Here is a 23779-nt window from a genome sequence, read left to right as displayed (position 1 = left end):
CCTAACTGCGGGATTTCTGTGCACAATTGCGGGGTGGTCGCCACGCTCCGCTCCCGCAACGCCGTCCTGCTGACGTTCCTGCTCAACGGCGTCGCGATCGCGTCCTGGGTGTCCCGCATCCCCGAGGTGCGGTCGCGACTCGCGCTCGACAACGGCGAGCTCGGCCTGCTGCTGCTCACCTTGGCACTCGGCTCGGTGATCACGCTTCCGACCGCGGGCGCGCTGGTCCACCGCGTCGGCGCCGCCGCCGCGGTCCGGATCGGGATCGCGGTCGCCATGGCCGGCTTCGGCGTCACCGCCCTGGGCGCCGGGGTGCTCGAGAGCGTGCCCGTCACCGCGGGCGGCCTCCTCGCGTACGGCCTCGGCACCGGCGCGTGGGACGTCGCCATGAACGTGGAGGCCGCGGCGGTCGAGCACCGGCTGCAGCGCACGATCATGCCGCGCTTCCACGCGGCGTTCAGCCTCGGCACCGTGGTCGGCGCGAGCCTCGGCGCGCTCACCACGGCGCTGGCCGTGCCGTTGGCGTGGCACCTGCTGGTCGTGGGCGCGGTCTGCGTCGCCGTCCTCATCCCGGCGGCCGGCCGGTTCCTGCCCCGCCGCGACGAGGCCGCCACGGAGGTCGCTGCTGCCCCGGCAGCGACGACGGCGTGGCGGGAGCCGCGCACCGTGCTGATCGGGGTCCTGGTCCTGGCCCTCGCCATCACCGAGGGGAGCGCCAACGACTGGCTGGCCGTGGCGCTCATCGACGGGTACCGGGTGCCGCACTGGGTCGGTGTCGCCGGTCTCGGCGTCTTCGTGGCCGCGATGACGACCGGCCGCCTGGTCGGGCCGGCGGTCCTCGACCGGCACGGACGGGCTCCGGTCCTGTGGGCGACTATGGCCGCCGCCGGGATCGGCATCGTCGTCATCGCCCTCGGCAGCCCGGCACCACTGGTCGTCGCGGGCATCGTGCTGTGGGGCCTCGGCGCCTCGCTCGGCTTCCCCGTCGGCATCAGCGCCGCCGCCGACGACCCCGCCCGCGCGGCCGCACGCGTCAGCGTGGTGTCGACGGTCGCGTACGCCGGCTTCCTGGTCGGCCCTCCCCTGCTCGGCTTCCTGGCCGACAGCGCCGGCACCCAGCAGGCACTGCTCGCCGTCGCCGTGCTGCTGGTGCCGGCAGCGCTGCTCGTGCCGGCGGCGCGCCCGCCGCGCTGACGCGTCATCGGGCCGCGCTCAGCCGGGCCGGCGGTCGTCGGCGACCTCGTCGGTGATGCGCGGGATCGCGCCGGTGGGCAGGTCGGGCAGCACCTCGTCGAAGTAGTCGCGGGCGGCCTCCGACGTGCTCACGTCGCGGCCGGCCCGCTCCGAGAGCAGCCACCGGTGCTCGAGCACCTCGTGGAAGACCTCGGGCTCGTCGCGCTTGCTGCGCAGCTCGTGCGGGATGGTGGAGACCACCGGGTCGTAGCAGTCGACGAGCCACTGCGACGCCGCCGCGGCCTCCGAGACCGGCCGACCGGTGCGCTGCTCGAGCCAGGCGCGGAAGCTCGCGATGTCGGCGAGCAGCCGGCGCGCCTGCCGGTCCTGCGCGACCAATCCGGTCCGGCTGCGGAGCATCCGCTGCCAGCGTCCGGGGTCGGCCACGCGCGTGCGCAGCCGCACCTTCGACCCGTCCTCGGCCGGCAGCAGCTCGACCTCGTCGACGTCGAAGCCGAGCTCCTCGATCCGGCGCATCCGCTCGCCGATCAGGTAGCGCTGCTCCGCGCGCGGGATCACCTCGTCGCGGGTCACCTCGCACCACAGCGCGTCGTAGCGCTGCCGGATGCCGTCGGCCGTCCCGACCGGGTCGATCCCGGCATCGAGCAGCCCACCGGCCTCGAGGTCCAGCAGCTCCCCGCCGATCCGCTCGTAGGCGAGGTCGAGCTCGAGGCGCCGCTGGCCGTCGGTCAGCCCGGGGTGGCGCTCCATCGTCTCGGCGTCGACGAGGTAGGCCTCGAGGTCGCCCGCGTCGAGCTTGAACAGGGTGTTCGACAGCGAGCAGTCGCCCCACAGGTAGCCGGCGAGGTGCAGCCGCACGAGCAGCTCGACCATCGCACCGATCAGCGCGTCGAAGCGCGGCCCGGCCTGGATCGTGCTGAGCAGGCGGCGGTACGTCGCCGAGTAGGCCAGGAAACGGGTCACCAGGATCGAGTCCTGCCCCTCGCGGTCCAGGCACGCGCCCACCACCTCGACGGCCGGGATGCTCTCCGCCGCCAGGTCGCGCAGCACGGCGTACTCACGGCGCGCGAGGTCGGCGGGCAGCTCCTTGAGCACGAACATCCCGCTCGCCGTCTCGACGAAGCGGACCACGTGGCGGTGGATGCCGGCCGTCGGGACCTCGACCAGGCAGGGCTCGTCCCACTCGGCGAGCGGTGTCCCCCAGGGCAGGTCGAGCAGGTCGACGGCGCCGTCGGCAGGTGGGTTGAAGACGAACCTCATGCGGGCAGCAGGGCCGCACGCCGAGGCGGGTCGGCCCCCGGCCGCGAGACAGTCACCGCGGCACAGCGCGCGGCGAACCCCACCAGGTCACGGACCTCCTCGGCCCCGAGGCCGTGCAGCGCCGCGGCGCGGTCGCGGCCCAGCAGGCCGGCGTCGGCCAGGGCGGCCAGCAGGCCGGCCATGAAGGAGTCGCCGGCCCCGATCGTGTCGACGACCGTGGTCGGCGCGGCCGGCACCTCCGCGTGCACGCCCCGCGCGCCGGCGGCGTACGCACCACCCGCCCCGGACGTGACGACGACCAGCGCCGGCCCCAGGTCCAGCCAGCGGCAGGCGACCTCCTCCGGCGTGTGCCCGGGGAACAGCCAGGCCAGGTCCTCGTCGCTGGCCTTCACGACGTCGGCGAGCCGCACGAACGACTCCACCGTGGCCCGGGCGACCGCGGGCTCCCCCATCAGCAGCGGCCGGACGTTGGGGTCGTAGGACACGGTCGCGACCGGGCGCAGCGCCTCCACCGACTCCCGGACCGTCGTCGCACCCGGCTGCAGGACCGACGCGATCGACCCGGTGTGCACCAGCGCGGGCTCGTACGCTGGAGCCGGGCCGACCGACCACCCGATGTCGAAGTCGTACGTCGCCGCGCCGTCCGCCCCGAGCACGGCGGCAGCGCTCGACGTCGGACCGGGGCCGATCGAGTAGGCCACCAGCTCGACGTCGTTCACGTCGAGGTGATCGACCACCAGCGCGCCGTACTCGTCCTCGCCGATGCTGGTCTGCAGGGCCACCGGGACCCCCAGCCGGCTCAGCCCCACGGCGACGTTGAGCGGACTGCCACCGACCCGGGCCAGCTCGGGGAGTCCCGGCCGCCGGATCAGGTCGATGAGCGCCTCGCCGATGACGAGCGCGTCAGGCCGAGAGGCGCTCACCGGTCTCCTTGTCGAAGACATGGACGTTGGCCGGGTCGGTCGTGACGTGCATGACGGCACCCTTGGCCGTGGTGTCCCGGCCGGGGACGCGGACGATGACGTCGTGCGGCGCGCCCTCCGCCTCGCAGGTGCCGTAGACGAACGCGTCCGCGCCGAGCTCCTCGATGACGTTGACGACGATCGGGATGCCCTCGCCGGCACCGACGATGCGCCAGCTCTCCGGGCGGATCCCGATCACGACATCGCCGGTCGCCTTCGCCGCCGCCGCACGATCGACCGGGACGGCGAACTCGCCGATCCGGACCTCGCCGTCGACGGCGGTGCCGGTGAGCAGGTTCATCTGCGGGGAGCCGATGAACCCGGCCACGAACAGGTTGGCCGGCTTGTCGTAGAGCGCCAACGGGGTGTCGACCTGCTGGATGAGTCCGTCCTTCATCACCGCGACCCGGTCGCCCATCGTCATGGCCTCGACCTGGTCGTGGGTGACGTAGACCGTGGTGACGCCGAGCTCGCGCTGCAGCTTGGCGATGTCGGTGCGGGTCTGGACGCGCATCTTCGCGTCCAGGTTCGACAGCGGCTCGTCCATGCAGAAGACCTGCGGCTTGCGGACGATCGCGCGGCCCATCGCGACGCGCTGGCGCTGGCCACCGGACAGCGCCTTGGGCTTGCGGTCCAGGTAGTCGGTGAGGCCGAGCAGCTCGGCCGCCTCGCGCACCCGGCGCGCACGCTCCTCCTTGGAGACCTTGGCCATCTTGAGGGCGAAGCCCATGTTGTCGGCCACGGTCATGTGCGGGTAGAGCGCATAGCTCTGGAACACCATCGCGATGTCGCGCTCCTTGGGCTCCAGCGTGGTGACGTCCCGGTCGCCGATGTGGATCGAGCCCGCGTCCACCTCCTCCAGCCCGGCCAGCATCCGCAGGGTGGTGGACTTGCCACACCCGGAGGGGCCGACGAGCACCATGAACTCGCCGTCCTCGATGTCCAGGTCGATGCCGGGGACCGCCGGCTTGTCCATGCCGGCGTACCACCGTTGGGTCCCGGTGAAAGTCACTCGTGCCATTCCAGTTCTCCTTGCTGTGTTGTCTCGGTCAGCCCTTGACGCCGCCGGCGGTGAGCCCGTCGACGATGCGCCGCTGGAAGGCGAGGACCATGAGGATGAGGGGGATCGTCACGACCGTGCCGGCCGCCATCACGGCGGCGTACGGCTCGACGTGCGGAGTCGATCCGTTGAAGCTCGCGATCGCGACGGTGACCGGTGCGGTCTTGTCGCTGCTGAGCTGGCTGGCGATGAGGAACTCGTTCCACGACGCGATGAACGCCAGGATCGCCGTGGTGACGACGCCGGGTGCGGCCAGGGGCAGCATGATCTTGGTGAACGCCTGCCGCTTGGTGGCCCCGTCGATCCGCGCGGCCTCCTCGAGCTCCCACGGCATCTGCCGGAAGAACGCGGTGAGCGTGTAGATCGTCAGCGGCAGCACGAAGGAGATGTCGGGGATGATCATCGCCTGGTAGCTGCCGAACCACCCGATGTTCCGGAACAGCTGGAACAGGGGGGTGACCAGGGCGACGCCCGGGAACATCGAGGCCGCCAGGATGATCGTCAGGATGAACCGCTTGCCCGGGAACGCCATCCGGGCCAGCGCGTACGCCGTGAAGACGCCCACGAGCAGACCGATCGCGGTGGTCACCGCGCCGATGAGGACGCTGTTCGCCAGTGCCCGGCCGAAGTGGTTCTGGCTGGTGTCGAACACCGCGCGGAAGTTGTCCCACGTGACGTGGCTCGGCCACGGCGTGGTGCTGAAGGTGAACTGCACGTCGCGGAACGCCGTGACGATCATCCAGTAGAACGGCGCCAGCCCCCAGACCAGGATCAGTGCGATGCCCAGGTAGGTGCGCACGCTGCTCCAGCGCACCTTCTTCTTGGCCGTCGTGGCGGTCATCGGGCCTCCTCCTCGGATCCGGTGGCGTTGGCCCCGAGGAACTTCACGAACACGAACGCCACGGCGAAGATGAAGATGAAGGTCAGCGTCGACAGGGCGGCTGCGCTGTTGAAGCCGTTGCGGACCTGGTTCACGACCAGGATCGACAACGTGGTGGTGGCGTGACCGGTGCCGGCGCCACCGCCGGTCATGATGTAGGGCAGGTCGAACATGCGCAGCACGTCGAGGGTGCGGAACAGCACCGCCACCACGATCGCCGGCCGGGCCAGCGGGACCGTGATCGACCAGAACTGCTGCCACTTCGACGCACCGTCCACCCGGGCCGCCTCGTAGACCTCCGAGGGGATCATCTGCAGCCCCGCGAGGATCAGCAGCGCCATGAAGGGTGTCGTCTTCCAGACGTCCGAGACGATGATCGCGGTCCGTGCGGCCCACGCGTCGCCGAACCAGATGACGTGGGCGTGCAGCAGGTGGTTGGCGATGCCGTCGTAGCTGAAGATGAAGTACCAGAGCTTCGCCGTGACGGCCGTGGGGATCGCCCACGGGATCAGCACGGCGGCGCGCACCAGGCTCCGGCCGCGGTACTTGCCGTTCATGATCGTGGCGAACCAGAAGCCCAGGGCCAGCTCGATCGTCACCGAGACGACGGTGAAGAAGACGGTGATGCCGACGACGTTCCAGAACGCCGAGCCGGGGTTGCCCGGCGGGCACGCGGTGCTGCCGCACCGCTGGAAGAGCCAGTGGGTGAAGTTCTGGAACCCGGCGAAGCCACCCGGCACGAAGAAGCCGGCGGGGTCCAGGTGCGGGTCGTTCTGGAACGACATGTAGATCGCACGGCAGACCGGGTAGCCGATGACCAGCGCGAGGACCGCCATCGGCGGCGAGATCAGCAGGAACGCGCGCCGGCGCTCATGCGGGTCCAGGGACTGGCCCCCGGGCCGGCGGCGCAGGAAGCGCCGCCGGCCCGGGGCCTGTGCAGCCTCGCCGCTCACTGGCTCGACGCCGCCGTGATCGCCGCTGCCATGTCGCTGACCGCCTGCGGCACCGGCTTGCTACCGGTGATGGCGGCGTACGCGTTGTCCTGGATCGCCAGCGTGACACCCGGGTAGAACGGGGTGATCGGGCGCGGGACGGCGTTCTCGATCGAGGTCAGCAGGGTCGGCAGGTACGGGTACTTCGCGACCAGCGCGGGCTTCTTGTAGACGTCCGCCCGGATCGGCGCGAGCGAGCCCTTCTCCATGAACGCGGTCTGGGCCTCCTCGGACTCCATGTACTTGATGAAGTCCAGGGCCGTGGCCTTGTGGGTGGAGTAGGCGTTGATGGCCAGGTTGTGGCCGCCCAGGGTGGAGGCGCCGGGGCCGTTGAAGCCGGGCAGCGGGGCGACCGCGAACTTGCCCTTCACCTTCGAGCTCGCGTCACCCGCGGCGAGACTGTAGACGTAGGGCCAGTTGCGCAGGAACAGCAGCTTGCCGGACTCGAACGCCTGGCGCCCCTCCTCCTCGGAGTAGGTGATCGCGGACTTCGGGATGTCCCCGTCCTTGTACGCGTCGGCCAGCACGCTGAGGCCCTTGATCGCCTCCGGGCTGTTCACCGTCGGGGTCGACCCGTCGGGGCCGACGACCGAGCCGCCGGCGCTGTTGATCGCCTCCGTCGCGTTGACCGTGAGGCCCTCGTACTTGTTGAACTGGCCCGCGTAGCAGTCCATGTTGTTGCGCTTGGCGATGGCGCAGTCGGCGAACATCTGGTCCCACGTCTTCGGCGGGGTCTTCACCAGGTCGGTGCGGTAGTAGAGCAGGCCGCCGTCGCTGGTCGCCGGCGCGGCGTACTGGGTGCCGTTGTACTGGCCGGCCTTGACCGCCGCCGGGAGCAGACCGTTCGTGTCGAGCGCCATCGCGCCGGTCAGCGGCTGGAGGTAGCCCTTGGCGGCGAACTCCGCGGTCCAGACCACGTCCACCGAGACCACGTCGTAGTTGGGGTTCTTGGCGTCGAGGTTGCGCACCAGGTCGTCGTGCTGCTGGTCCGCGATCGCGGTCTGCTCCTTGAGCGTGACCTTCTCGTCGGGGTGCATGGCGTTCCACTTGGCGATGATGCCGCGGGTCGCGTTGTCGTTGACCTTGCCCTGCACGTAGGTGATCGGGCCGCGGTCGCTCAGGTGCTGGCCGAAGGCATCGTTCGAGGAGCCGCCACCGCTGCCGCAAGCGGCGAGCGGAAGTGCGCACAGACTGAGCGCGGCGAGCGAGATGACGGTGCGTGATGGACGCATGGGACTTCCTTCTGTGGAGGGGTGGGGCAGGGTTGGGTCAGGGACGGCGCAGCCAGACGGCGCTCGCCGGGGCGAGCACTCCGGACCGGGCACCAGGGACGGAGGCGAGGAGGACCTCGCCCTCGGGCAGCTCGACCGGGTCGGACCCGGTGTTGAGCCAGACCTCGACGTCGCCGTGCCGGAACGCGACGGTCGTCTCGGACGTGTGCACCCACGCGAAGCCGCCGGCTCCGACGAAGTGGGCCCGGCGGAGGCGCAGCGCCCGCCGGTAGAGGTTGAGCACGGAGTCCGCGTCGGACTCCTGGTCGGCGGCGCCGTACGTCGCCCAGTCGGCCGGCTGCGGGAGCCACGGCTCCCCCGTGGCGCCGGCGGGGCTGAAGCCGGCGGCAGCGCCGTCCCCGCCCCACGGCAGGGGCACGCGACAGCCGTCGCGGCCCGGGTCGCCGTTGGTGTTCTGGAACCAGGTCGGGTCCTGGCGGGCGTCGTCGGGCAGGTCCTCGACCTCAGGAAGGCCGAGCTCCTCGCCCTGGTAGAGGTAGACGGTGCCGGGCAGCGCGAGGACGAACATCGCGGCCGCCCGGGCGCGGCGCCGGCCCAGGGCCACGTCGGCCGGCTCCGAGGGCCACCGCAGCCGGTCCCACGTGGACTCGACCATGTGCTCGGGCTGGGAGCGGGCGTAGCGGGTGACGTGGCGCGGGACGTCGTGGTTGGAGAGCACCCAGGTGCTCGTGCCCCCGGCCGCCAGGGTCGCCGCCAGCGCGTCGTCGACGACCTCCTTCATGTAGTCGGCCCGGAACGGCGCGCGCAGGAAGTCGAACTGGAAGGCGGTGTGCAGCTCGTCGTGGCGCAGGTACGCCGCCAGCCGCTCGTTGTCGCGCACCCACGCCTCCGCGACGAAGACCCGGTCCGGCGCGTACTCGTTCGCGACCTCGCGCCACCGGCGGTAGATCTCGTGGACTCCCTCGTTGTCCCAGGCCGGGTGCGGCTCGTTGTGCGGCGCGGCCGGGTCGTGGGCGCCGACGTCGGGCAGGCCCTCCTGCTTGACCAGGCCGTGGGCGACGTCGATGCGGAAGCCGTCGACGCCGCGGTCGAACCAGAACCGCAGGATGTCCTCGAACTCCGCGCGCACCTCGGGGTTGTCCCAGTCGAGGTCGGGCTGCGCCGGGGCGAAGAGGTGGAGGTACCACTCGCCCGGGTTGCCGTCGGCGTCCGGGACGCGGGTCCAGGCCAGGCCGCCGAAGATGCTCTCCCAGTTGTTGGGCGGGAGCTCGCCGTGCTCGCCGCGGCCCGGCCGGAAGACGTAGCGCGCCCGGGCGGCCTCGTCGCCGGCCAGGGCCGCCTGGAACCAGGCGTGCTGGTCGGAGGTGTGGTTGGGGACGATGTCCAGGATCACCCGGATGCCGGCGGCGTGGGCCTCGGCGATCAGCCGGTCGGCCTCCTCGAGGGTCCCGTAGGCGGGCTCGATGTCGCGGTAGTCGGCGACGTCGTACCCGGCGTCGGCCTGGGGGGACGGGTACCAGGGGTTGATCCAGATCGCGTCCACGCCGAGCTCGGCGAGGTAGCCGATCCGGGCGCGGAGGCCGGCGAGGTCGCCGATGCCGTCGCCGGATCCGTCGGCGAAGGAGCGGATGTAGACCTGGTACACGACCGCGTCGGTCCACCAGGGTCGCCCCGAGGAGTCGGGTGCGTCGGAGCCCGCTGATGCCGGGAACGTGGTGAGCGCGTCAGCCACAGCGGTGTCGTGGTGCAGCAAGGGGATGGCCCTTCCATGGGGGAGGTGACCGTGAGCGCGGTCACGTAAACGTTTGCGCTACCATCGTGGCGACAGTCACACCGGCTGTCAACAGCCAGCCCGGATCTCGGCCCCGAAAGCCGGGACCGGCAGCGTTGGAAGGACCTACATTGAGCCGCGTGGGGAGTCGCAACGAGATCAACATGGCCGACGTGGCGCAGCGGGCCGGCGTCTCCCTCGCCACCGTCTCGCGCGCTCTTCGCGGGCTGCCCGGGGTCGGGCAGGCCACCCGCGACCGGATCCTCGAGATCGCCGACGAGCTCGCCTACGTCGTCTCCCCCGAGGCGTCGCGGCTGTCCAGCGGCCAGACCCGGCGCGTCGGCGTGGTCGTGCCGACGACCAACGCCTGGTTCTACGGCGAGATCCTCGCCGCCATCGAGAGGCGCCTGCGGGCAGCCGACCTCGACGTGCTCATCTACCAGGTCAAGGACGTCGAGGTCCGCCAGCGCTTCTTCCGCGAGCTCCCGACCCGGCGCAAGGTCGACGCGGTCATCCTCATCGCGCTCCCCCTCCCCAACGACGAGGCAGACCGGCTCGACCACCTCGGCGTCGAGGTCGTCGTCGCGGGCGGCCGCATGCGCGACTTCCCCCACGTCGAGGTGGACGACCCGGCCATCGCGCGCACGGCCATGGACCACCTGGTCGGCCTGGGCCACGAGCGGATCGGTCTGATCCGGACCACCAGCTACGGCGACATCCACTGGGAGCCCGACGTGCTCCGCCTCGACGGCTACCTCCAGGGACTCGCGGCCGCCGGCATCCCCTACCGGGACGACTACGTCCTGTCGGTCCCGTTCACTCCGATGGACGGCGCCGCCGCCGCCGTGCAGCTGTTGTCACTCCCCCAGCGACCCACCGCACTTCTCTGCTTCTCCGACGAGATCGCCTTCGGCGCGCTGCAGGGCGCGCAGCGCGCCGGGCTCCGGGTCCCCGAGGACGTCTCGATCATCGGCGTCGACGACCACCCGCTCGCCGAGGTGATGGGGCTGACGACGGTCGCCCAGGACGTCGCCGCGCAGGGCGAGCTCGCCGCGACGATGGCCCTCCAGCGGCTGGCCCAGCGACCGGTCACCGACGTCGTCGTACCCCATCACCTCGTCGTGCGGTCCTCCACCGCTCCGCCGCCGAAGCGGGTCAGAGCCGCTCGATGATGGTGGCGTTGGCCAGTCCGCCGGCCTCGCACATCACCTGCAGGCCGTAGCGGCCGCCGGTCTGCTCGAGGTTGTTGACCAGCGTCGTCATCAGGCGTGCACCCGAGCCGCCCAGCGGGTGGCCGATCGCGATGGCGCCGCCGTTGATGTTGACCTTGGTCAGGTCGGCACCGGTCTCCGCCTGCCATGCCAGTACGACGGACGCGAACGCCTCGTTGACCTCGAACACGTCGATGTCGGCGATCGAGAGGCCCGCCTTGGCGAGCACCTTCTGGGTCGCCGGGATGATGCCGGTGAGCATGTAGATCGGGTCGTCGCCGGCCACCGCGACGGAGTGGATGCGGGCGCGCGGGGTCAGGCCGAGCCGGCCGGCCGCCTCCTCGGACGCGATGAGCAGCGCGGCGGAGCCGTCGTTGACCGGGCTGGAGTTGCCGGCGGTCACGCGCCAGTCGATCTCCGGGTAGCGCTCGACCCAGTGGTCGTCGCGGAACGCCAGCCGCAGCCCGGCCAGGGTGTCCGCGGTCGTGCCGGGGCGGATCGTCTCGTCGGTGCGGAGGTCGTTCACGTAGGCGACCTGCGACTCGAAGAGCCCCTCGGCCCAGGCCGCGGCCGCGCGGGCGTGGGACTCGGCGGAGAACTCGTCGAGCCGCTCGCGCGACAGGCCCCACTTGTTCGCGATCAGCTCGGCGCTGATGCCCTGCGGCACCAGGCCGCCGTCGTACCGCTGAGCGACCGACGGGCCGGCGAAGTCCTTGCCGAGGAACTGCGATCCGATCGGGATGCGCGACATCGACTCCGAGCCGGAGGCGATGGCGACGTCGTACGCACCGGCGATGACGCCCTGGGCGGCGAAGTGGACGGCCTGCTGGCTCGAGCCGCACTGCCGGTCGACGGTGACGCCGGGGACCGACTCGGGGTAGCCGGCCGCCAGGAGCGCCCAGCGCGCCGTGTTGCCGGACTGCTCGCCGACCTGGCCGACGGCACCGGAGATGACGTCGTCGACGACGACCGGGTCGATGCCGGTGCGGTCGACCAGCGCCTTGAGCGAGACCGCGTGCAGGTCGACCGGGTGGATCTCGCTGTAGGCGCCGCCGGGCTTGCCCTTGGCGACGGGCGTGCGCACGGCGTCGACGATGACCGCGGATCGGGTGCTGCTCATGACATCTCTCCTTCGAGTGGCGGACGGTCTCCCGTCGACCGGATCCGGCTGGATTCAGTCGACTGAAGTCACGTTCGACGCTACCTCCAGACTTCAGTCTGGTAAAGTCAGATCCGAGGTGATGTGAGTCATGAGGCTGACCGGAGTGCTGGCCGATCGCGGCACGTGGGTGACGCAGGGCGACTGCCCGATCGAGAAGGCGATGGCCGTGGTCGGGTCACGCAACGCGATGCTCGTCATGCGCGAGGCGTTCTACGGCACCCGCCGCTTCGACGAGTTCGCCGAGCGGGTGGGCATGTCGTCGGCGACGACGGCCGCCAACCTGCGCGCCCTCGTCGAGGCCGGGCTGCTCGCGAAGTCGCCGTACCAGGACGCGGGGGCGCGCACCCGTGAGGAGTACGCGCTCACCGCCGCCGGGACCGACCTCATGCCGGTCGTCTTCGGGCTCTTCGACTGGGGTATGCGCCACTGCGACGCACCTCCCCCGCTGCAGCTCGACCACCACGACTGCGGCCGGCAGGTCACCGTCGCGATGGTGTGCGACGACGGCCACGTCGTACCGCCCGAGGACGTGGACCTGCGAGTGGCGCGGCGCCGCCCGCGCTGAGCCGGGCGCTCAGCCCCCGACAGCGGCTGCGACGCGGCCCGCGAGCGCGGGATCGCTCGAGCTCGCCCGGCCCGTCTCGACGTGACCGGCCAGCTGGAGCCGGATCGTCGCCGCCGCGACGGTCAGGTCGTACCAGCCCTCCTTGCCGGGGAACGTCTGGTCGACGGTGCTCCGGGCGGGAACGGCGATCGCGCTCGACGTACCGGTGTAGCCGTCGGTGACCGTGACCTGGACGGCCCGGGGGCCGGGGTTGCGGAGGCTGACGCGTAGGGCTCCGCTGCGGCCCGAGGGAGCGGCCGAGACGACCGGGGCGAGCAGATCGAGTCCGGAGGCCTGCCGGAAGAAGCCGTTGGGCCCGTGGATCTCCACCGACCCGACGGCACTCGTGGCCGCCAGCTCCGCGCGCATCGTCCGGCCCGCGCCGACCGTGTACATCTGCGTGAGCTGCCCGGCGGGCGTGGTCGTGCGGATGTGGAAGACCGCGCCGCGTGACCCGCGGTTCACGAGATCGACCCCGAGACCCGCGGCGGTCGCCGAGACGACCGCGTCGAGGTCGTACGGCAGCGGCCGCGCACCGCGGACGCCGGGCTCCTGGGCCGGGAGCTGCTGCTGGGCCGGCGGCACCATGACGACGTCGGGGTGCCGGTTGCGGTCCGGCGGGGCGTAGCCGCTCGTGCTCGGCAGCGACGGCACCGAGGCGCTGGCGCCGGAGAAGTCGAACGCCGACGTCAGGTCCCCGCAGACGGTACGACGCCACGGCGTGATGTTGGGCTCGTGGACGCCGAAGCGCGCCTCCAGGAACCGGATGATCGAGGTGTGGTCGAAGACCTCGGACGTGACATAGCCGCCCTTGCTCCACGGGGAGACGACCAGCATCGGCACGCGCTGGCCCAGGCCGTAGGGCCCGGGGACGCCGGTGCTCCCACCCGGGGTGTTGACCTCGCCGTGGTAGATCTCGCCCTCGGTGCTCACCGTCGACGCGCCGTCGGCTGCCGTCATCGGGGCGTAGGGCGGCACGACGTGGTCGAAGAAGCCGTCGTTCTCGTCGTAGGTGATGAACAGGGCGGTCTTGCTCCACACGTCCGGGTTCGCCGTGAGGGCGTCGAGCACCTGGGCGATGTAGCCGGCGCCGTAGTTGGCCGGCCAGTTCGGGTGCTCGGTGTAGGCCTCGGGCGCGACGATCCAGGACACCGACGGCAGCGTGCCGGCGGCGACGTCCGAGCGCAGCGTCTCGAACAGGTCCTGACCCGACTGCGCGTTGGTGCCGGTGCGGGCGCCGGCGTACAGCGGAGAGCCGGGGGCGGCGTTCTGGTACTGCTTGAAGTAGAGCAGCGCGTTGTCGCCGTAGTTGCCGATGTAGGCGTCGCTGGTCCAGCCCCAGTAGCCGGGGCCGTCCAGGCCGACGCCGGAGTCCTGGTAGACCTTCCAGCTCACGCCGGCCGACTGCAGCCGCTCGGGGTAGGTCGTCCACGAGTAGCCGAGCTCGTCGTTGGCGATGACCGGACCCCCGCCGCCCTCGTTGCCGGGCGAGCCGCCGACCGAGCCCGTCCACATGTAGTAGCGGTTCGGGTCGGTCGGGCCGAGCAGCGAGCAGTGGTAGGCGTCGCAGATCGTGAACGCATCGGCCAGCGCGTAGTGGAACGGGATGTCGCCGCGGTCGAGGTACGCCATGGTCGCGGCCGTCTTCACCGAGACCCACTTGTCGTACTGGCCGCCATTGAGGGCGGCGTGGGTGCCGTTCCAGCTGTGGTCGAGGTCCTCGAGGAACGCCAGGCCGGCATCGGCCACGTCCGGGTGGAACGGCAGCACCTCGCCGGCTCCGTCGGGCTGGTGGAAGACGCTCTTGCCGGACGCGAACCTGGCCGGGTGCGGGTCCCCGAAGCCGCGCACGCCGCGCAGGGTTCCGAAGTAGTGGTCGAAGGACCGGTTCTCCTGCATGAGGACGACGACGTGCTCGACGTCCTGGATCGACCTCGTACGCCGGTTCGGGGTGATCGCCACGGCCCGGTCGATGCTCTGCAGGAGCACCGACGCGGTCGCGGCCCCGGCTCCGGCCTGCAGCAGGCGGCGGCGGCTCAGGCTCGTCATCGTCGCGCCCCTCAGGGACGGAAGAGCTCGACGAGCGAGCCCGAGGTGGTCGGCGAGCAGGTGTTCGCGAGGCAGCCGAGGTGCCACAGCTTCTCGATGGTCGCCAGCACCGTGTACTCGTCGGCCGGGGTGTCGGTCGCGATGTGCGGGCCGCCCGCGGAGTTGATCACCAGCAGCGGGGCGTCCCCGCCACCGAGCACGACGCCGTCGGCGCCGACGGGGCTGCCGGGACCACCGGAGAAGCCGGAGTAGTCGTTCTCGTCCCACATCAGCACGATGCTGGAGTTGGTGGTCTTCCAGGTCTGCGAGCTGGTGATCTGCTGCACCGCCTGCTTGACGTAGTCGTCGCCGAGCTGGATCGCGCCGTGGTCGAGGCCGCTGTCGGGGTAGCCGCACTTCGGGTTGCCGATCAGGGCCGCGCTGGACGGGGAGATGCCGTGCATGTCGTGGCACTGGTCGGGGCTGATCCACACCAGGTTCGGCACGTTGCCCGACGCGAGGTCGGCGCCGAGCTGGTCGCCGGGGACGATGTTGCTCAGCCGCGGGTTGCCCGGCGAGTTGATGCCGGAGAAGTACATGAACGGGTTGTGCTTCTGCGCGTAGAGCTTGACCGTCGTACCGTTGACGACCGGGGCGTACTCGCCCTCGAAGCCCACGCTCGGCATCGACTGCATGTAGGCCTTCCAGGTGCGCCCGCTGGCCTCGAGCTGGTCGACCAGGGTCCTGCCGCCGAACAGGTGCGGGGTCTCCGAGGCGCTGGCGAACTGCTCCGGCGTGAGCGCGGCACCATCGGTCGCGTCCCCCGAGCCGGGCACGAACTCCTCGGGCTCGCAGGTCACGTCGGCGCCGGCCTTGCAGTCGTCCCAGATGCCCTGGAAGCTGCCGGAGATCGCGGCGAGGTACTCGGGCAGGCTCGGGTGGGTCACGCCGTGGTAGTTCGTGGCGACGTTGTAGCGCCGCGCGAGCGAGGTGATGTACGGCGCGTCCGCGGTGTTGCCGATGATCTGGTCGGTGCCGTGGTTCTCCATCATGATCACGAACACGTGGTCCGGTCCGCTGGACGAGGTGGTCCGCTGGGCGTGCGCCGATCCGGGGACCAGGGCCAGGGCCGAGGCTGCGAGCACACCCGCCGCGGCCAGCGATCGGACAGTGCGGTGAGAAGTCGTCATCGAGAAACCACCTGTGAGAAGGAGACCGTCGATTCCGAATGCTCGCGGTCTCGGCCGCGCCGCGCCTCGACCAGAGGGTGAACATTCCGCCAACTCATCAGCAACGGTCACACGCAGCCCTCGGCACGGATGCCACCCGTTCGAGGAGGCGTCCCGGACGATCGTGCGAGCGGACGCGAGGTGACGGCCTCACGCCGGTGCCACACTTTCCACGATGACGTCGGCCCCGGATCTCCCCAGCACCCGGCCATCGCCCGACGGGCGGTCGCAGCGCGGGCGGTTCGCGGGCGCCGGTCGCGCGGACGTCGCGCTGTCGCTCCTGCTCGGGGTGATCGCCGCCTACACGCTGGCGCTCTGGCCGCTCACCACGGCACTGATCGGTTCACACCCGCTGCTGCTGGAGCTCCTGAGCGGCTCCGCGGTGGCCGAGGTGACCGTCGGTGCCCACAGCCGATCGGGCGAGCTGCCGCTGTGGGTGGCGGTCGCCGCCGGCGTACCGGGAAGCGTGATGTTCGACTGGGTCTTCTGGTGGGCGGGTCGGCGTTGGGGCGACCGGGCCCTCCACCTGTTCCTGGGGCGCGGCTCGTCACCGAGGGACGTGGCGCGGCGGGAGGCCCGGATCGTCCGACTCGAACGGGCGGCGCGACGATGGGGCCGCGCTTTCGTGCCCTTGGCCTACTACCTCCCCGTTCCCACGTTCCTGGTGTACGTCGCGGCGGGGTTGGCGGGGATGCGACTGCGGACGTTCCTGGTGCTGGACGTGGCGGGAGCCCTCCTCTGGATCGGCCCCGTCGTCGGCCTGGGCTATGCCATCGGCAAGCCTGCCGTCGACGTGGTCGACAGGATCGACCAGTACGGCACCTACCTGGCCGTCGCGGCCGTCGTAGTCATCCTCGTCCTCCAGGCGAGGAAGCGTGGGTCTGCTCCGCGCTGAAGGCCGAGGTCGAGGTTGTGGTCGAGGATCGGCTCGATGTGCGACCACTTCCTCGATCTCGTCACCCGAGGACCCGCACCAAAAACAGGAACGCTGGTCAGGTCCCGTCTCCAGGTCCTGACCAGCGTCCTCGCGGTGGAGCTGAGTGGACAACTATCGAAACCTGGCCCGGCCGTCGCGAAGTGGCTGAGTTCGCCATTGTCGCAGGTCGGGCCGCCGTCGGACGAAGTCGTCGCTCCCCCGCCACGGCTTGTCCAGGTCCGACTGTCGAGACGACAGCAGCTCGAGCTGGTCGAGAGATACCGAGGCGGGGCGCTGAGGCGAGAGTTGGCCGAGGCGTACGGGATCGGCACGGGCACCGTATCCGGGATACTCAAACGGCACGACGCTAGCCGCAAGATCGGCCTGAGCGAGGACGAGGTCGAGGAAGCCGCGGAGAGCTACGAGGCCGGGCAATCGCTCGCACAGATCGGCGAGGCCCTCGGAGTCGTCGCGGGAACCGTGCGAACTGCGCTTCTTCGGCGCGGGGTCGCGATGAGGTCAACGGCCCCATTGAGGCATCGGTCGGATCCACTGTGTTAGCCCAATGTGTCGGACTCCGATGCCAAGATTGCGGGCATGTCCGCTTTGGCGTCGGCTCTCGCGTATCAGCGTTTGGTCACCGAGCACGCATCGTTGCGCATGCTCCGGGCAGATCACGCTGCCGTCGCCGCAGCCCTGCTGGCGGCTCATCTCGGCAAGCCGGGCGCGCGTCTGGCGGCAGACGATCTGTACGAGTTGATCGATGCCGATCTTGAGGTTCTTCGCGATCATTTTGAGCTACCGCAGACTGCGCGTGCCTACTGCGACGCCTGGCGGAGGGACGGCTTCATCGTCCGACGTCCGTCGGTCGGTACTCGCGGAGAGACTCTGGAGCTCTCCCCTGAAGGGCACGTCGCTCTGCGGGTCTTCGCCCAACTCGATGAACCACGCTCCACGGTCACCCAGTCCCGCCTGCTGAGCCTTGCCCAGGCGGTCCGGCAACTCGCCATCGACACCGATCCCGAGGCGGACCGACGGCTGACAGCACTGCACGCTGAGCGCGACCGCATCGACGAGGCAATCGCCCGCATCAAGACCGGGGACTTCGAGGTCCTCGACAACCGATCCTCGCTAGAGCGGGTCAACGAGGTTCTCCTCCAGGCTCAGGATCTACCAGCCGACTTCGCTGGTGTCCGGTCACGCTTCGAGCAGCTCAATCACGAGCTTCGAGCCCGCATCCTTGAAGTCGACGACGCTCAAAGCAGTGTCCTTGACGATGTCTTCCGGGGCGTTGACCTGATCGAGTCCTCGGATGAGGGACAGACGTTCAGCGCGTTCTCGATGCTCATCCGAGATCCCGAGCGCTCATCGGCGCTGGATAGTGATCTGTCAGCCGTGCTGGACCGGGACTTCGTTCGCACGCTGTCTCCAGAGGCGAGGCGAACGCTTCGTTCGCTGGTGCACGATCTGAAGCACAACAGCCGTGAAGTGCACGCCGTACTCACCGAGTTCGCCCGCGGGCTGCGGCGCTACGTGTACTCACAGGAGTTTCAGCGCGACCGGGCGCTCCGTGACGCTCTTCAGGAAGCACTGGCGGCCGCGGTCCCGGCCAGTCGTCAGGTGCGACCGACATCCGCATTCGGTCAGGACATCGAGTTGTCTTCGCTTCGCTTGTCCAGCGTGGGCGAGATCAACGTGCACGATCCGACCGAATACGACACCGGCACCGCCCTTGGAGACGCCGAAGCCGGCACCGTGGACCTGATCGCCCTGGCCGCCATCGCACGGGAGAGCGAGATCGACTTCACCGAGTTGATCGACAACGTGAATCTCGTGGTCGCGCAACGAAGACAGGTGTCCGTCGGTGAGGTCCTTGGCCTTCGTCCCGCCACCCAGGGGCTCGCCAGCATCGTTGGGCTGCTGTCGCTCGCGACCACGTACGGCGAGGTAGATCCCCTGCATACCGAGCACCTTGACTGGCTGGGCGCCGACGGCGTGGCTCGTGAAGCCGACGTAGTAGTTCACACCTTCTCTGAGGCGATCGCATGACCGAGGGCACCGTGGATTCGGTCGCCTCAGAAGCCCGACTGTGGTCGGAGGATCTTGGCACCCTTGCTGAACAGTCGCGCCGCGCGCTTCTTGAGATCGTCCGAGGTCCGTACCTCTCTGGTCAACGCCGACCGGTTCTGTGGGCAGCGCTGATCGCGGATGAGCATGCGATTCGCTCTCGGCTCCACGACCTTTTCCTCGACCTGGTGATCGATCGAGTTGATGAGTTCGCGTTCGCCCGTAAGGTGCGGACGACCGAGATCGATGCCCCAAGCCCGATGCGAACTGAGAGCCTCAACTTCCTAGATACGGCGATGCTCCTGGTCCTTCGCCAGTTGTTGCTCGCCTCGCCCGGAGAGAGTCGGGTCATCGTCGGCCAAGATGAGGTCTACGAGCGGCTGATGGTCTACCGAACCGGTGACGAGAAGACATTCCGGGGCAATCTCAACGGGGCGTGGGGACGCATGGCGAACCGCTTCCGCGTGATCCACGTAGTCGAGGAGGACAGGGCCGAGATCTCCCCAGTCCTCAAGTTCATCCTCGACCATGACCGCGTCCGTGCACTCACCGAGCACTTCCAGAACATCGCGGCGGGTGCCACATCGGCCGCCCCACCGGAAGGCGAGCAGTGAGCGGCGCCGGGACCCTCCTTGATGCCGCCGGCGCCCCTATGGGGCAGTGGCGGCTGGTCGAGGTGCAGCTGGCGAACTGGGGCACCTTCGACGGCGCGATCTATCGTGTTCCCGTGGCGCGCCGGGGCCACCTGATCACCGGGCCGTCGGGGTCGGGCAAGTCGTCCCTGCTCGATGCGATCGCAGCGGTGCTCACCCCTGACAAGTGGTTGCGGCTCAACCAAGCCGCGCAGGGGCCGGGAAGCCGTGACAGCCAGCGGACGCTGCTGACGTACATCCGGGGTGCCTGGAGCCGCACTGTCGATGAGACCGAGGACCGCATCGTCAGCGCCTACCTGCGGCCACGGGCCACCTGGAGCGGCATTGCGTTGAGGTTCGATGACGGTGCCGGGCAGGTCGTTTCGCTGTGCCGCCTGTTCTTCCTCCGCTCCACCGCAACCGCTGCCGCCGACATCAACGATCTGTGCATGCTTGAGCGGTCCGCGGTGGATCTGCGTGACCTTGAGCCCTTCGCAAGCTCCGGTCTGGAGACACGCAAGGCGCAGCAGAACTGGCCGGACGCCGTCGTCACGAGCAACCACGGTCACGGACGGTTCTATGCGCGTGTGCGATCCATCTTCGGTATCGCCAACGAGAGTGCTCTACAGCTACTTCACAAGACCCAGTCAGCGAAGAGCCTCGACAGCTTGGACCAGCTCTTCCGCGACTACATGCTGGAGCGTCCCGCGACCTTCGATCTCGCTCAGACGGCCGTGGATCAGTTCGGGGAGCTAAGGGACGCTCACGATCGGGTGGTCCAGCTGAGACAACAACGAGACCATCTCGTGAAGCTGCGGATCCACGCCGAGAGGTACAACGCCGCACGCGCCGCGGCCGCCGAGGCGCGACTGCTGATCGACGCGGTGGAGCCCTACCAGCGGCGTCGGAGTCTCGACCTCGCAACAGCAGAACTGGATGAGTTGAACGAGCGTCTGGTGGTTCTGCGGATCGAGACGGAGAAGGCCGAACAGGCCTACCTCGATGCCGACACAGCCTGGGACACGGCGAACAAGCAGGCGCTTCAACTCGGCGGAGACCAGGCAAATCACCTCCGAGATCGCATTCGCGCAGCCGATCAGAACGTCGAGGACGTGCGCAACCGCTGGACGAGGTTTGCCACCGATCTTGAGAACGCAGGGATCGAGAGCGCACCGGAGGACGCGACGACGTTCGCGGAGCTGATGCGCGCCATCGAGGAGATGCTGGGCGACGACGCGACCGTCGCCGGACCGTCGCACGAGCAGCTGGAACGTCTCTCGAAAGCTCGGCGAGAACACCAACGTCTCGAACGCGCGGTGATATCGCTACGGTCAACGGGCAGCACGGTCCCCGATCACTTGCTATCCATCCGCACTATGCTCGCCGAAGAACTGTCCGTCCCCTCAACGGCGCTCCCCTTCGCAGCCGAGCTCATCGAGGTCGACGCCTTCTACTCGACATGGACCGGCGCCATCGAACGGGTGCTTCGGCCCCTCGCGCTGACCTTGCTCGTTCGTTCCGAACACCTCCGGCAGGTTCGGCGCTGGGTTGACGCCCACCGCATCCCCGGACGATTGGTATTCGAAGAAGTGGCGGCAGAGTCTCCCCCGCCGCGTCCCGCCCGCAATGACAACTCCCTCGTCAACCGGGTACGGGTCCGTTCGGGACCGTTCGCTGCGTGGCTCTCCGGGCAACTCTCCGAGCGCTACGACTTCGCCTGCGTCGACTCACCCGACCTGCTCGACAGCCACGTCCGGGCCGTAACCATCAACGGACAGGTCAAAGCCTCGCGGACCCGTTACGAGAAGGACGACCGCCAGGCGATCGACGATCGCGGCCACTGGGTGCTCGGGGACCGTGAGGCGAAACTAGAAGCCCTTGTTCAACAACTCAACGCGGCGGCGAGCGAAATCGCTGACGCGGCTGGTGTCGTCGACCGCATCGCCGAGGCGCAGAGAGAAGCCCAGAAGCGCCGAGGCATCCTTGAGACGCTCCGTGGTCGGCATTGGCACGACCTCGACTACCAGTCAGCAACCCAGGCAGTCCGCACCCTTCAGGAACAGCTCGATGACCTCACCCGAGACGACAGCGATCTGACCGCAGCCATCCAGGCTGAGGAACGTGCCCGGGCCGCTCGCAAAGCTGCTGGTGACGATCGGATCCATGCTCAGGTCAGCCTGTCGAGCTCGGAGAGCACGGCAGAGGAACTGGCAGGCCTCATCGGAAGGATCGAGGCCGACCTGGCCTCAGGAACTGTCCCTGCGTTGGACGAGACCACTACCGCGGCACTGAACGAGCGGTTCCGTTCCGTGCGCCGCAACGTGACGCGCGATGTCATCGGAGAGATCGGGCAACAGGTCACACGTCGCCTGGGCCAGGAGCGGGACGATGCCTTGCGGGATGAGAGGAAGGCGGGCGAGGAATTGGTCTCGCTGGCCACACAGTTCAACGGGCACTGGCCCGCAGCGGCTGCGTCGGCGGAGCTCACCCCAGGAGTCGATGATCGCGCTAACTACCTGGAGCTGCTTGACACGATCATCGCTCACGGCCTGCCCGAGCATGAGGCGAACTTCCTGCGACTGCTGCGGGAGCGTTCACGCGACATGATCGGCGAGCTCGTCAGCGACATCCTCTCCGCACCGCGGGAGATCGAAGAGCGCGTCAGGCCGGTTAACACCTCGCTGCGCCGATCTCCATTCGACGAGGGTCGATTCCTCAACCTTCGAATCAAGACCAGACGCTCCGACACCGTCACACGGTTCATCGGCGATCTGCGCGCCATCTCGGAAGGAAGCTGGACCGACGACGACTTGGAGTCGGCTGAGCGTCGTTTCGCGACGCTCGCCGAGATTATGAGGAAGCTGGGGTCCAGTGAGCATTCCGACCGCGTGTGGCGCCAGCAGTGCCTCGACACCCGCCAGCATGTGACCTTCCTGGCCGAAGAGGTCGACGACAGCGGTCGTGTCGAGGCCACGTACGACTCGGGTGCTGCCATGTCAGGTGGTCAGCAGCAGAAGTTGGTCGTCTTCTGTCTGGCGGCCGCGCTCCGCTATCAGCTGGCCGACGCAGATGACGAATACCCCCGGTACGGCACGATCGTGCTCGATGAGGCCTTCGACAAGGCCGACACCCGTTACACCCGGATGGCCTTGGACATCTTCGTCGAGTTCGGCTTCCAGATGGTTCTGGCAACCCCGCAGAAACTGCTGCAGACGATCGAGCCCTACGTGGGAGCCGCGACATCGATCGAGAACCCGACCAGACGGAAGTCCGAAGTCTCCGAGATTCGCTGGGACCAACCCGAGTCGGAGCCGTCGTGATCGGAGTTGATGAGGCGCGCGGCATCGCGAGCGCGAAACTCGCCTCCAAGCTCGCACAGTGGGCAACTCGGCCCACCAACACTCCTGTCCTTTCCGTCTCACTCAAACCGCCATTGGAGCGCGAGGTTCGCTCCGACGAACTGGCAGCCGAGACGTGGGTGCGCAAGTGGTCGGAAGCCTCGCTTCCAGACGGTGCCGACCTCGATTGGGAGCCACGAACGTGGCGCAGCATTGGGCAACAGCAGGTGCCCGTCCGCTTGCGCTTCCGGGACGCAGACTCGGTTGCGAGTTTCGCAGGAGGCACCGCTGCCCGGGATTGGAAAATTCTGCACTCGCGTGTAGCAAGGCTGCGTGAAACCCTTGGATTCTCCGAGGCGCTTGACGCCGCGATCCGGCGCCATGCGGTCGAGACTCTTCGCTGGGCACCCGCACGCTTCGAGCAAGTCGTACAAGCGGTCGATTGGCTAGCCGTCAACTCCGTTCGAGGCCTTCGCCCTCGCCAGATACCGATCCGCGGCGTCGACACCAAGTGGTTCAACTCGCATCGGTCCGTCATCACGGACCTTCACCGCGCGGCTACCGGCTCAGCAGGGCTGGGCATCGTCGAGGCCGACCGCATGGTGCGAGTCAGGATCCTCGACCCAACCCTCGCGCCTTCAGGGATCTCCGATTTTGCCGCGCCGCCAGCACAGTTGGCTTCGCTCGATCTGCGGCCTGCCGTCGTGTTTATCTTCGAGAACCTTGAATCGGTGTTGGCAATGCCACAGTGGCCCGGCGCCATCGTTCTTCATGGCGACGGGTACGCCGTCGACGTGGTTGGGAACCTTCCTTGGGTCCAACGGGGGCACGTAATTTACTGGGGCGACCTCGATTCACACGGTTTCGCCATCCTCCACCGGTTGCGCACCCACCTGCCCACGGTCATCAGCGTCCTCATGGATGAGCGAACCCTGCTGGACCACCGCGATCTCTGGGTCTCCGACCCCAAGCCGACCCGCGCCAAACTGGAACTTCAACCAACCGAGCGCACGGCGTTGGAGCGCCTCCGCGCGGAGGGCGATGCGAAGCTTGAGCAAGAGCGGATTCCCTGGGAACAGGCCCTAAGCAAGCTCCAAAGCGCCGCTCGCGCGGTAACTTCCGAGTGAGTAACACTGCCGGCCGCAGATTAGAGAGCATCCTGGCCGCGGGTTGCCCCAATCTCACACGCTCCCCAGGGGCGCGCTGTCACCGGATGTGTCGGCGCGGTGCTGCACACTGTG

At 69.2% G+C, this 23779-nt stretch carries 18 protein-coding genes; 8 read left to right on the top strand and 10 right to left on the bottom strand.

Features of this window, described 5'->3' with window-relative positions; genetic code table 11:
• Positions 1–33 precede the first annotated feature (33 nt).
• Positions 34–1194 carry an MFS transporter gene (locus ACYU8V_RS07655; protein WP_460846385.1) on the top strand — a complete coding sequence of 387 codons (1161 nt, stop codon included), beginning with the start codon at positions 34–36 and terminating at the stop codon, positions 1192–1194.
• Positions 1195–1212: 18 nt separating this feature from the next.
• On the opposite strand, the gene ACYU8V_RS07650 is transcribed toward ACYU8V_RS07655, so the two are convergent.
• The 7 genes from ACYU8V_RS07650 to ACYU8V_RS07620 are packed head-to-tail and all read right to left on the bottom strand — an operon-like array spanning position 1213 to position 9312.
• Positions 1213–2454, bottom strand: coding sequence for a DUF4032 domain-containing protein (locus ACYU8V_RS07650; RefSeq protein WP_460846384.1), 1242 nt, complete (start codon positions 2452–2454; stop codon positions 1213–1215).
• The gene (locus ACYU8V_RS07645; RefSeq protein WP_460846383.1) at positions 2451–3377 is read right to left on the bottom strand and encodes a carbohydrate kinase family protein; all 927 of its coding nucleotides are present in this window, start codon (positions 3375–3377) and stop codon (positions 2451–2453) included. Before ACYU8V_RS07645 ends, ACYU8V_RS07650 begins: the two co-directional genes overlap by 4 nt.
• Positions 3358–4437 carry an ABC transporter ATP-binding protein gene (locus ACYU8V_RS07640; RefSeq protein WP_460846382.1) on the bottom strand — a complete coding sequence of 360 codons (1080 nt, stop codon included), beginning with the start codon at positions 4435–4437 and terminating at the stop codon, positions 3358–3360. The genes ACYU8V_RS07645 and ACYU8V_RS07640 overlap by 20 nt, the downstream gene beginning before the upstream one ends.
• Before the next feature lie 28 nt (positions 4438–4465).
• Positions 4466–5317: a carbohydrate ABC transporter permease gene (locus ACYU8V_RS07635; protein ID WP_460846380.1), complete on the bottom strand. Its 852-nt coding sequence runs from the start codon at positions 5315–5317 to the stop codon at positions 4466–4468.
• Positions 5314–6309: a carbohydrate ABC transporter permease gene (locus tag ACYU8V_RS07630; protein WP_460846379.1), complete on the bottom strand. Its 996-nt coding sequence runs from the start codon at positions 6307–6309 to the stop codon at positions 5314–5316. Before ACYU8V_RS07630 ends, ACYU8V_RS07635 begins: the two co-directional genes overlap by 4 nt.
• Positions 6306–7580 carry an ABC transporter substrate-binding protein gene (locus ACYU8V_RS07625; protein ID WP_460846378.1) on the bottom strand — a complete coding sequence of 425 codons (1275 nt, stop codon included), beginning with the start codon at positions 7578–7580 and terminating at the stop codon, positions 6306–6308. The genes ACYU8V_RS07630 and ACYU8V_RS07625 overlap by 4 nt, the downstream gene beginning before the upstream one ends.
• A gap of 37 nt (positions 7581–7617) precedes the next feature.
• The gene (locus ACYU8V_RS07620; RefSeq protein ID WP_460846376.1) at positions 7618–9312 is read right to left on the bottom strand and encodes a glycoside hydrolase family 13 protein; all 1695 of its coding nucleotides are present in this window, start codon (positions 9310–9312) and stop codon (positions 7618–7620) included.
• A 179-nt stretch (positions 9313–9491) separates the two neighbouring features.
• Here ACYU8V_RS07620 and ACYU8V_RS07615 point away from each other — a divergent pair, with 179 nt between their 5' ends.
• On the top strand, positions 9492–10523 hold the full coding sequence (locus tag ACYU8V_RS07615) for a LacI family DNA-binding transcriptional regulator (protein WP_460846375.1): 1032 nt from the start codon (positions 9492–9494) through the stop codon (positions 10521–10523).
• Here the strand turns inward: ACYU8V_RS07615 and ACYU8V_RS07610 are convergent.
• Entirely contained in the window at positions 10507–11682 is a 1176-nt protein-coding gene (locus tag ACYU8V_RS07610; RefSeq protein WP_460846373.1) for an acetyl-CoA C-acyltransferase, read from the bottom strand. The genes ACYU8V_RS07615 and ACYU8V_RS07610 overlap by 17 nt on opposite strands.
• A 130-nt stretch (positions 11683–11812) precedes the next feature.
• Between ACYU8V_RS07610 and ACYU8V_RS07605 the strand changes: the two genes are divergently transcribed.
• Positions 11813–12289: a winged helix-turn-helix transcriptional regulator gene (locus tag ACYU8V_RS07605; protein WP_460846372.1), complete on the top strand. Its 477-nt coding sequence runs from the start codon at positions 11813–11815 to the stop codon at positions 12287–12289.
• Between the two features lie 9 nt (positions 12290–12298).
• Here the strand turns inward: ACYU8V_RS07605 and ACYU8V_RS07600 are convergent, their stop codons facing one another.
• Both ACYU8V_RS07600 and ACYU8V_RS07595 read right to left on the bottom strand, forming a co-directional pair.
• A complete protein-coding gene (locus tag ACYU8V_RS07600; protein WP_460846370.1) occupies positions 12299–14377 on the bottom strand; it encodes a phosphocholine-specific phospholipase C in 2079 nt (692 codons plus the stop codon).
• 11 nt (positions 14378–14388) lie between these two features.
• Positions 14389–15546, bottom strand: a complete 1158-nt coding sequence (locus ACYU8V_RS07595) for an alkaline phosphatase family protein (RefSeq protein WP_460846369.1) — start codon at positions 15544–15546, stop codon at positions 14389–14391.
• A gap of 214 nt (positions 15547–15760) precedes the next feature.
• On the opposite strand from ACYU8V_RS07595, the gene ACYU8V_RS07590 reads away from it, so the two are divergent.
• The 5 genes from ACYU8V_RS07590 to ACYU8V_RS07570 all read left to right on the top strand — a co-directional run bounded on the left by ACYU8V_RS07590 (position 15761) and on the right by ACYU8V_RS07570 (position 23665).
• Positions 15761–16480, top strand: a complete 720-nt coding sequence (locus ACYU8V_RS07590) for a DedA family protein (RefSeq protein ID WP_460846368.1) — start codon at positions 15761–15763, stop codon at positions 16478–16480.
• Positions 16481–17098: 618 nt separating this feature from the next.
• A complete protein-coding gene (locus ACYU8V_RS07585) occupies positions 17099–18550 on the top strand; it encodes a DUF3375 domain-containing protein (RefSeq protein ID WP_460846367.1) in 1452 nt (483 codons plus the stop codon).
• Positions 18547–19182 (top strand): DUF4194 domain-containing protein, encoded by a 636-nt coding sequence (locus ACYU8V_RS07580; protein WP_460846365.1) that lies wholly within the window; start codon positions 18547–18549, stop codon positions 19180–19182. Before ACYU8V_RS07585 ends, ACYU8V_RS07580 begins: the two co-directional genes overlap by 4 nt.
• The gene (locus ACYU8V_RS07575) at positions 19179–22520 is read left to right on the top strand and encodes an ATP-binding protein (RefSeq protein WP_460846364.1); all 3342 of its coding nucleotides are present in this window, start codon (positions 19179–19181) and stop codon (positions 22518–22520) included. The genes ACYU8V_RS07580 and ACYU8V_RS07575 overlap by 4 nt, the downstream gene beginning before the upstream one ends.
• The gene (locus ACYU8V_RS07570; RefSeq protein ID WP_460846363.1) at positions 22517–23665 is read left to right on the top strand and encodes a Wadjet anti-phage system protein JetD domain-containing protein; all 1149 of its coding nucleotides are present in this window, start codon (positions 22517–22519) and stop codon (positions 23663–23665) included. Before ACYU8V_RS07575 ends, ACYU8V_RS07570 begins: the two co-directional genes overlap by 4 nt.
• The last annotated feature ends 114 nt before the right edge of the window (positions 23666–23779 follow it).

Source organism: Nocardioides ultimimeridianus (assembly GCF_054777895.1).
The sequence above is the reverse complement of the archived record's forward strand: the minus strand, read 5'-3'. Positions and strand labels throughout refer to the sequence as shown.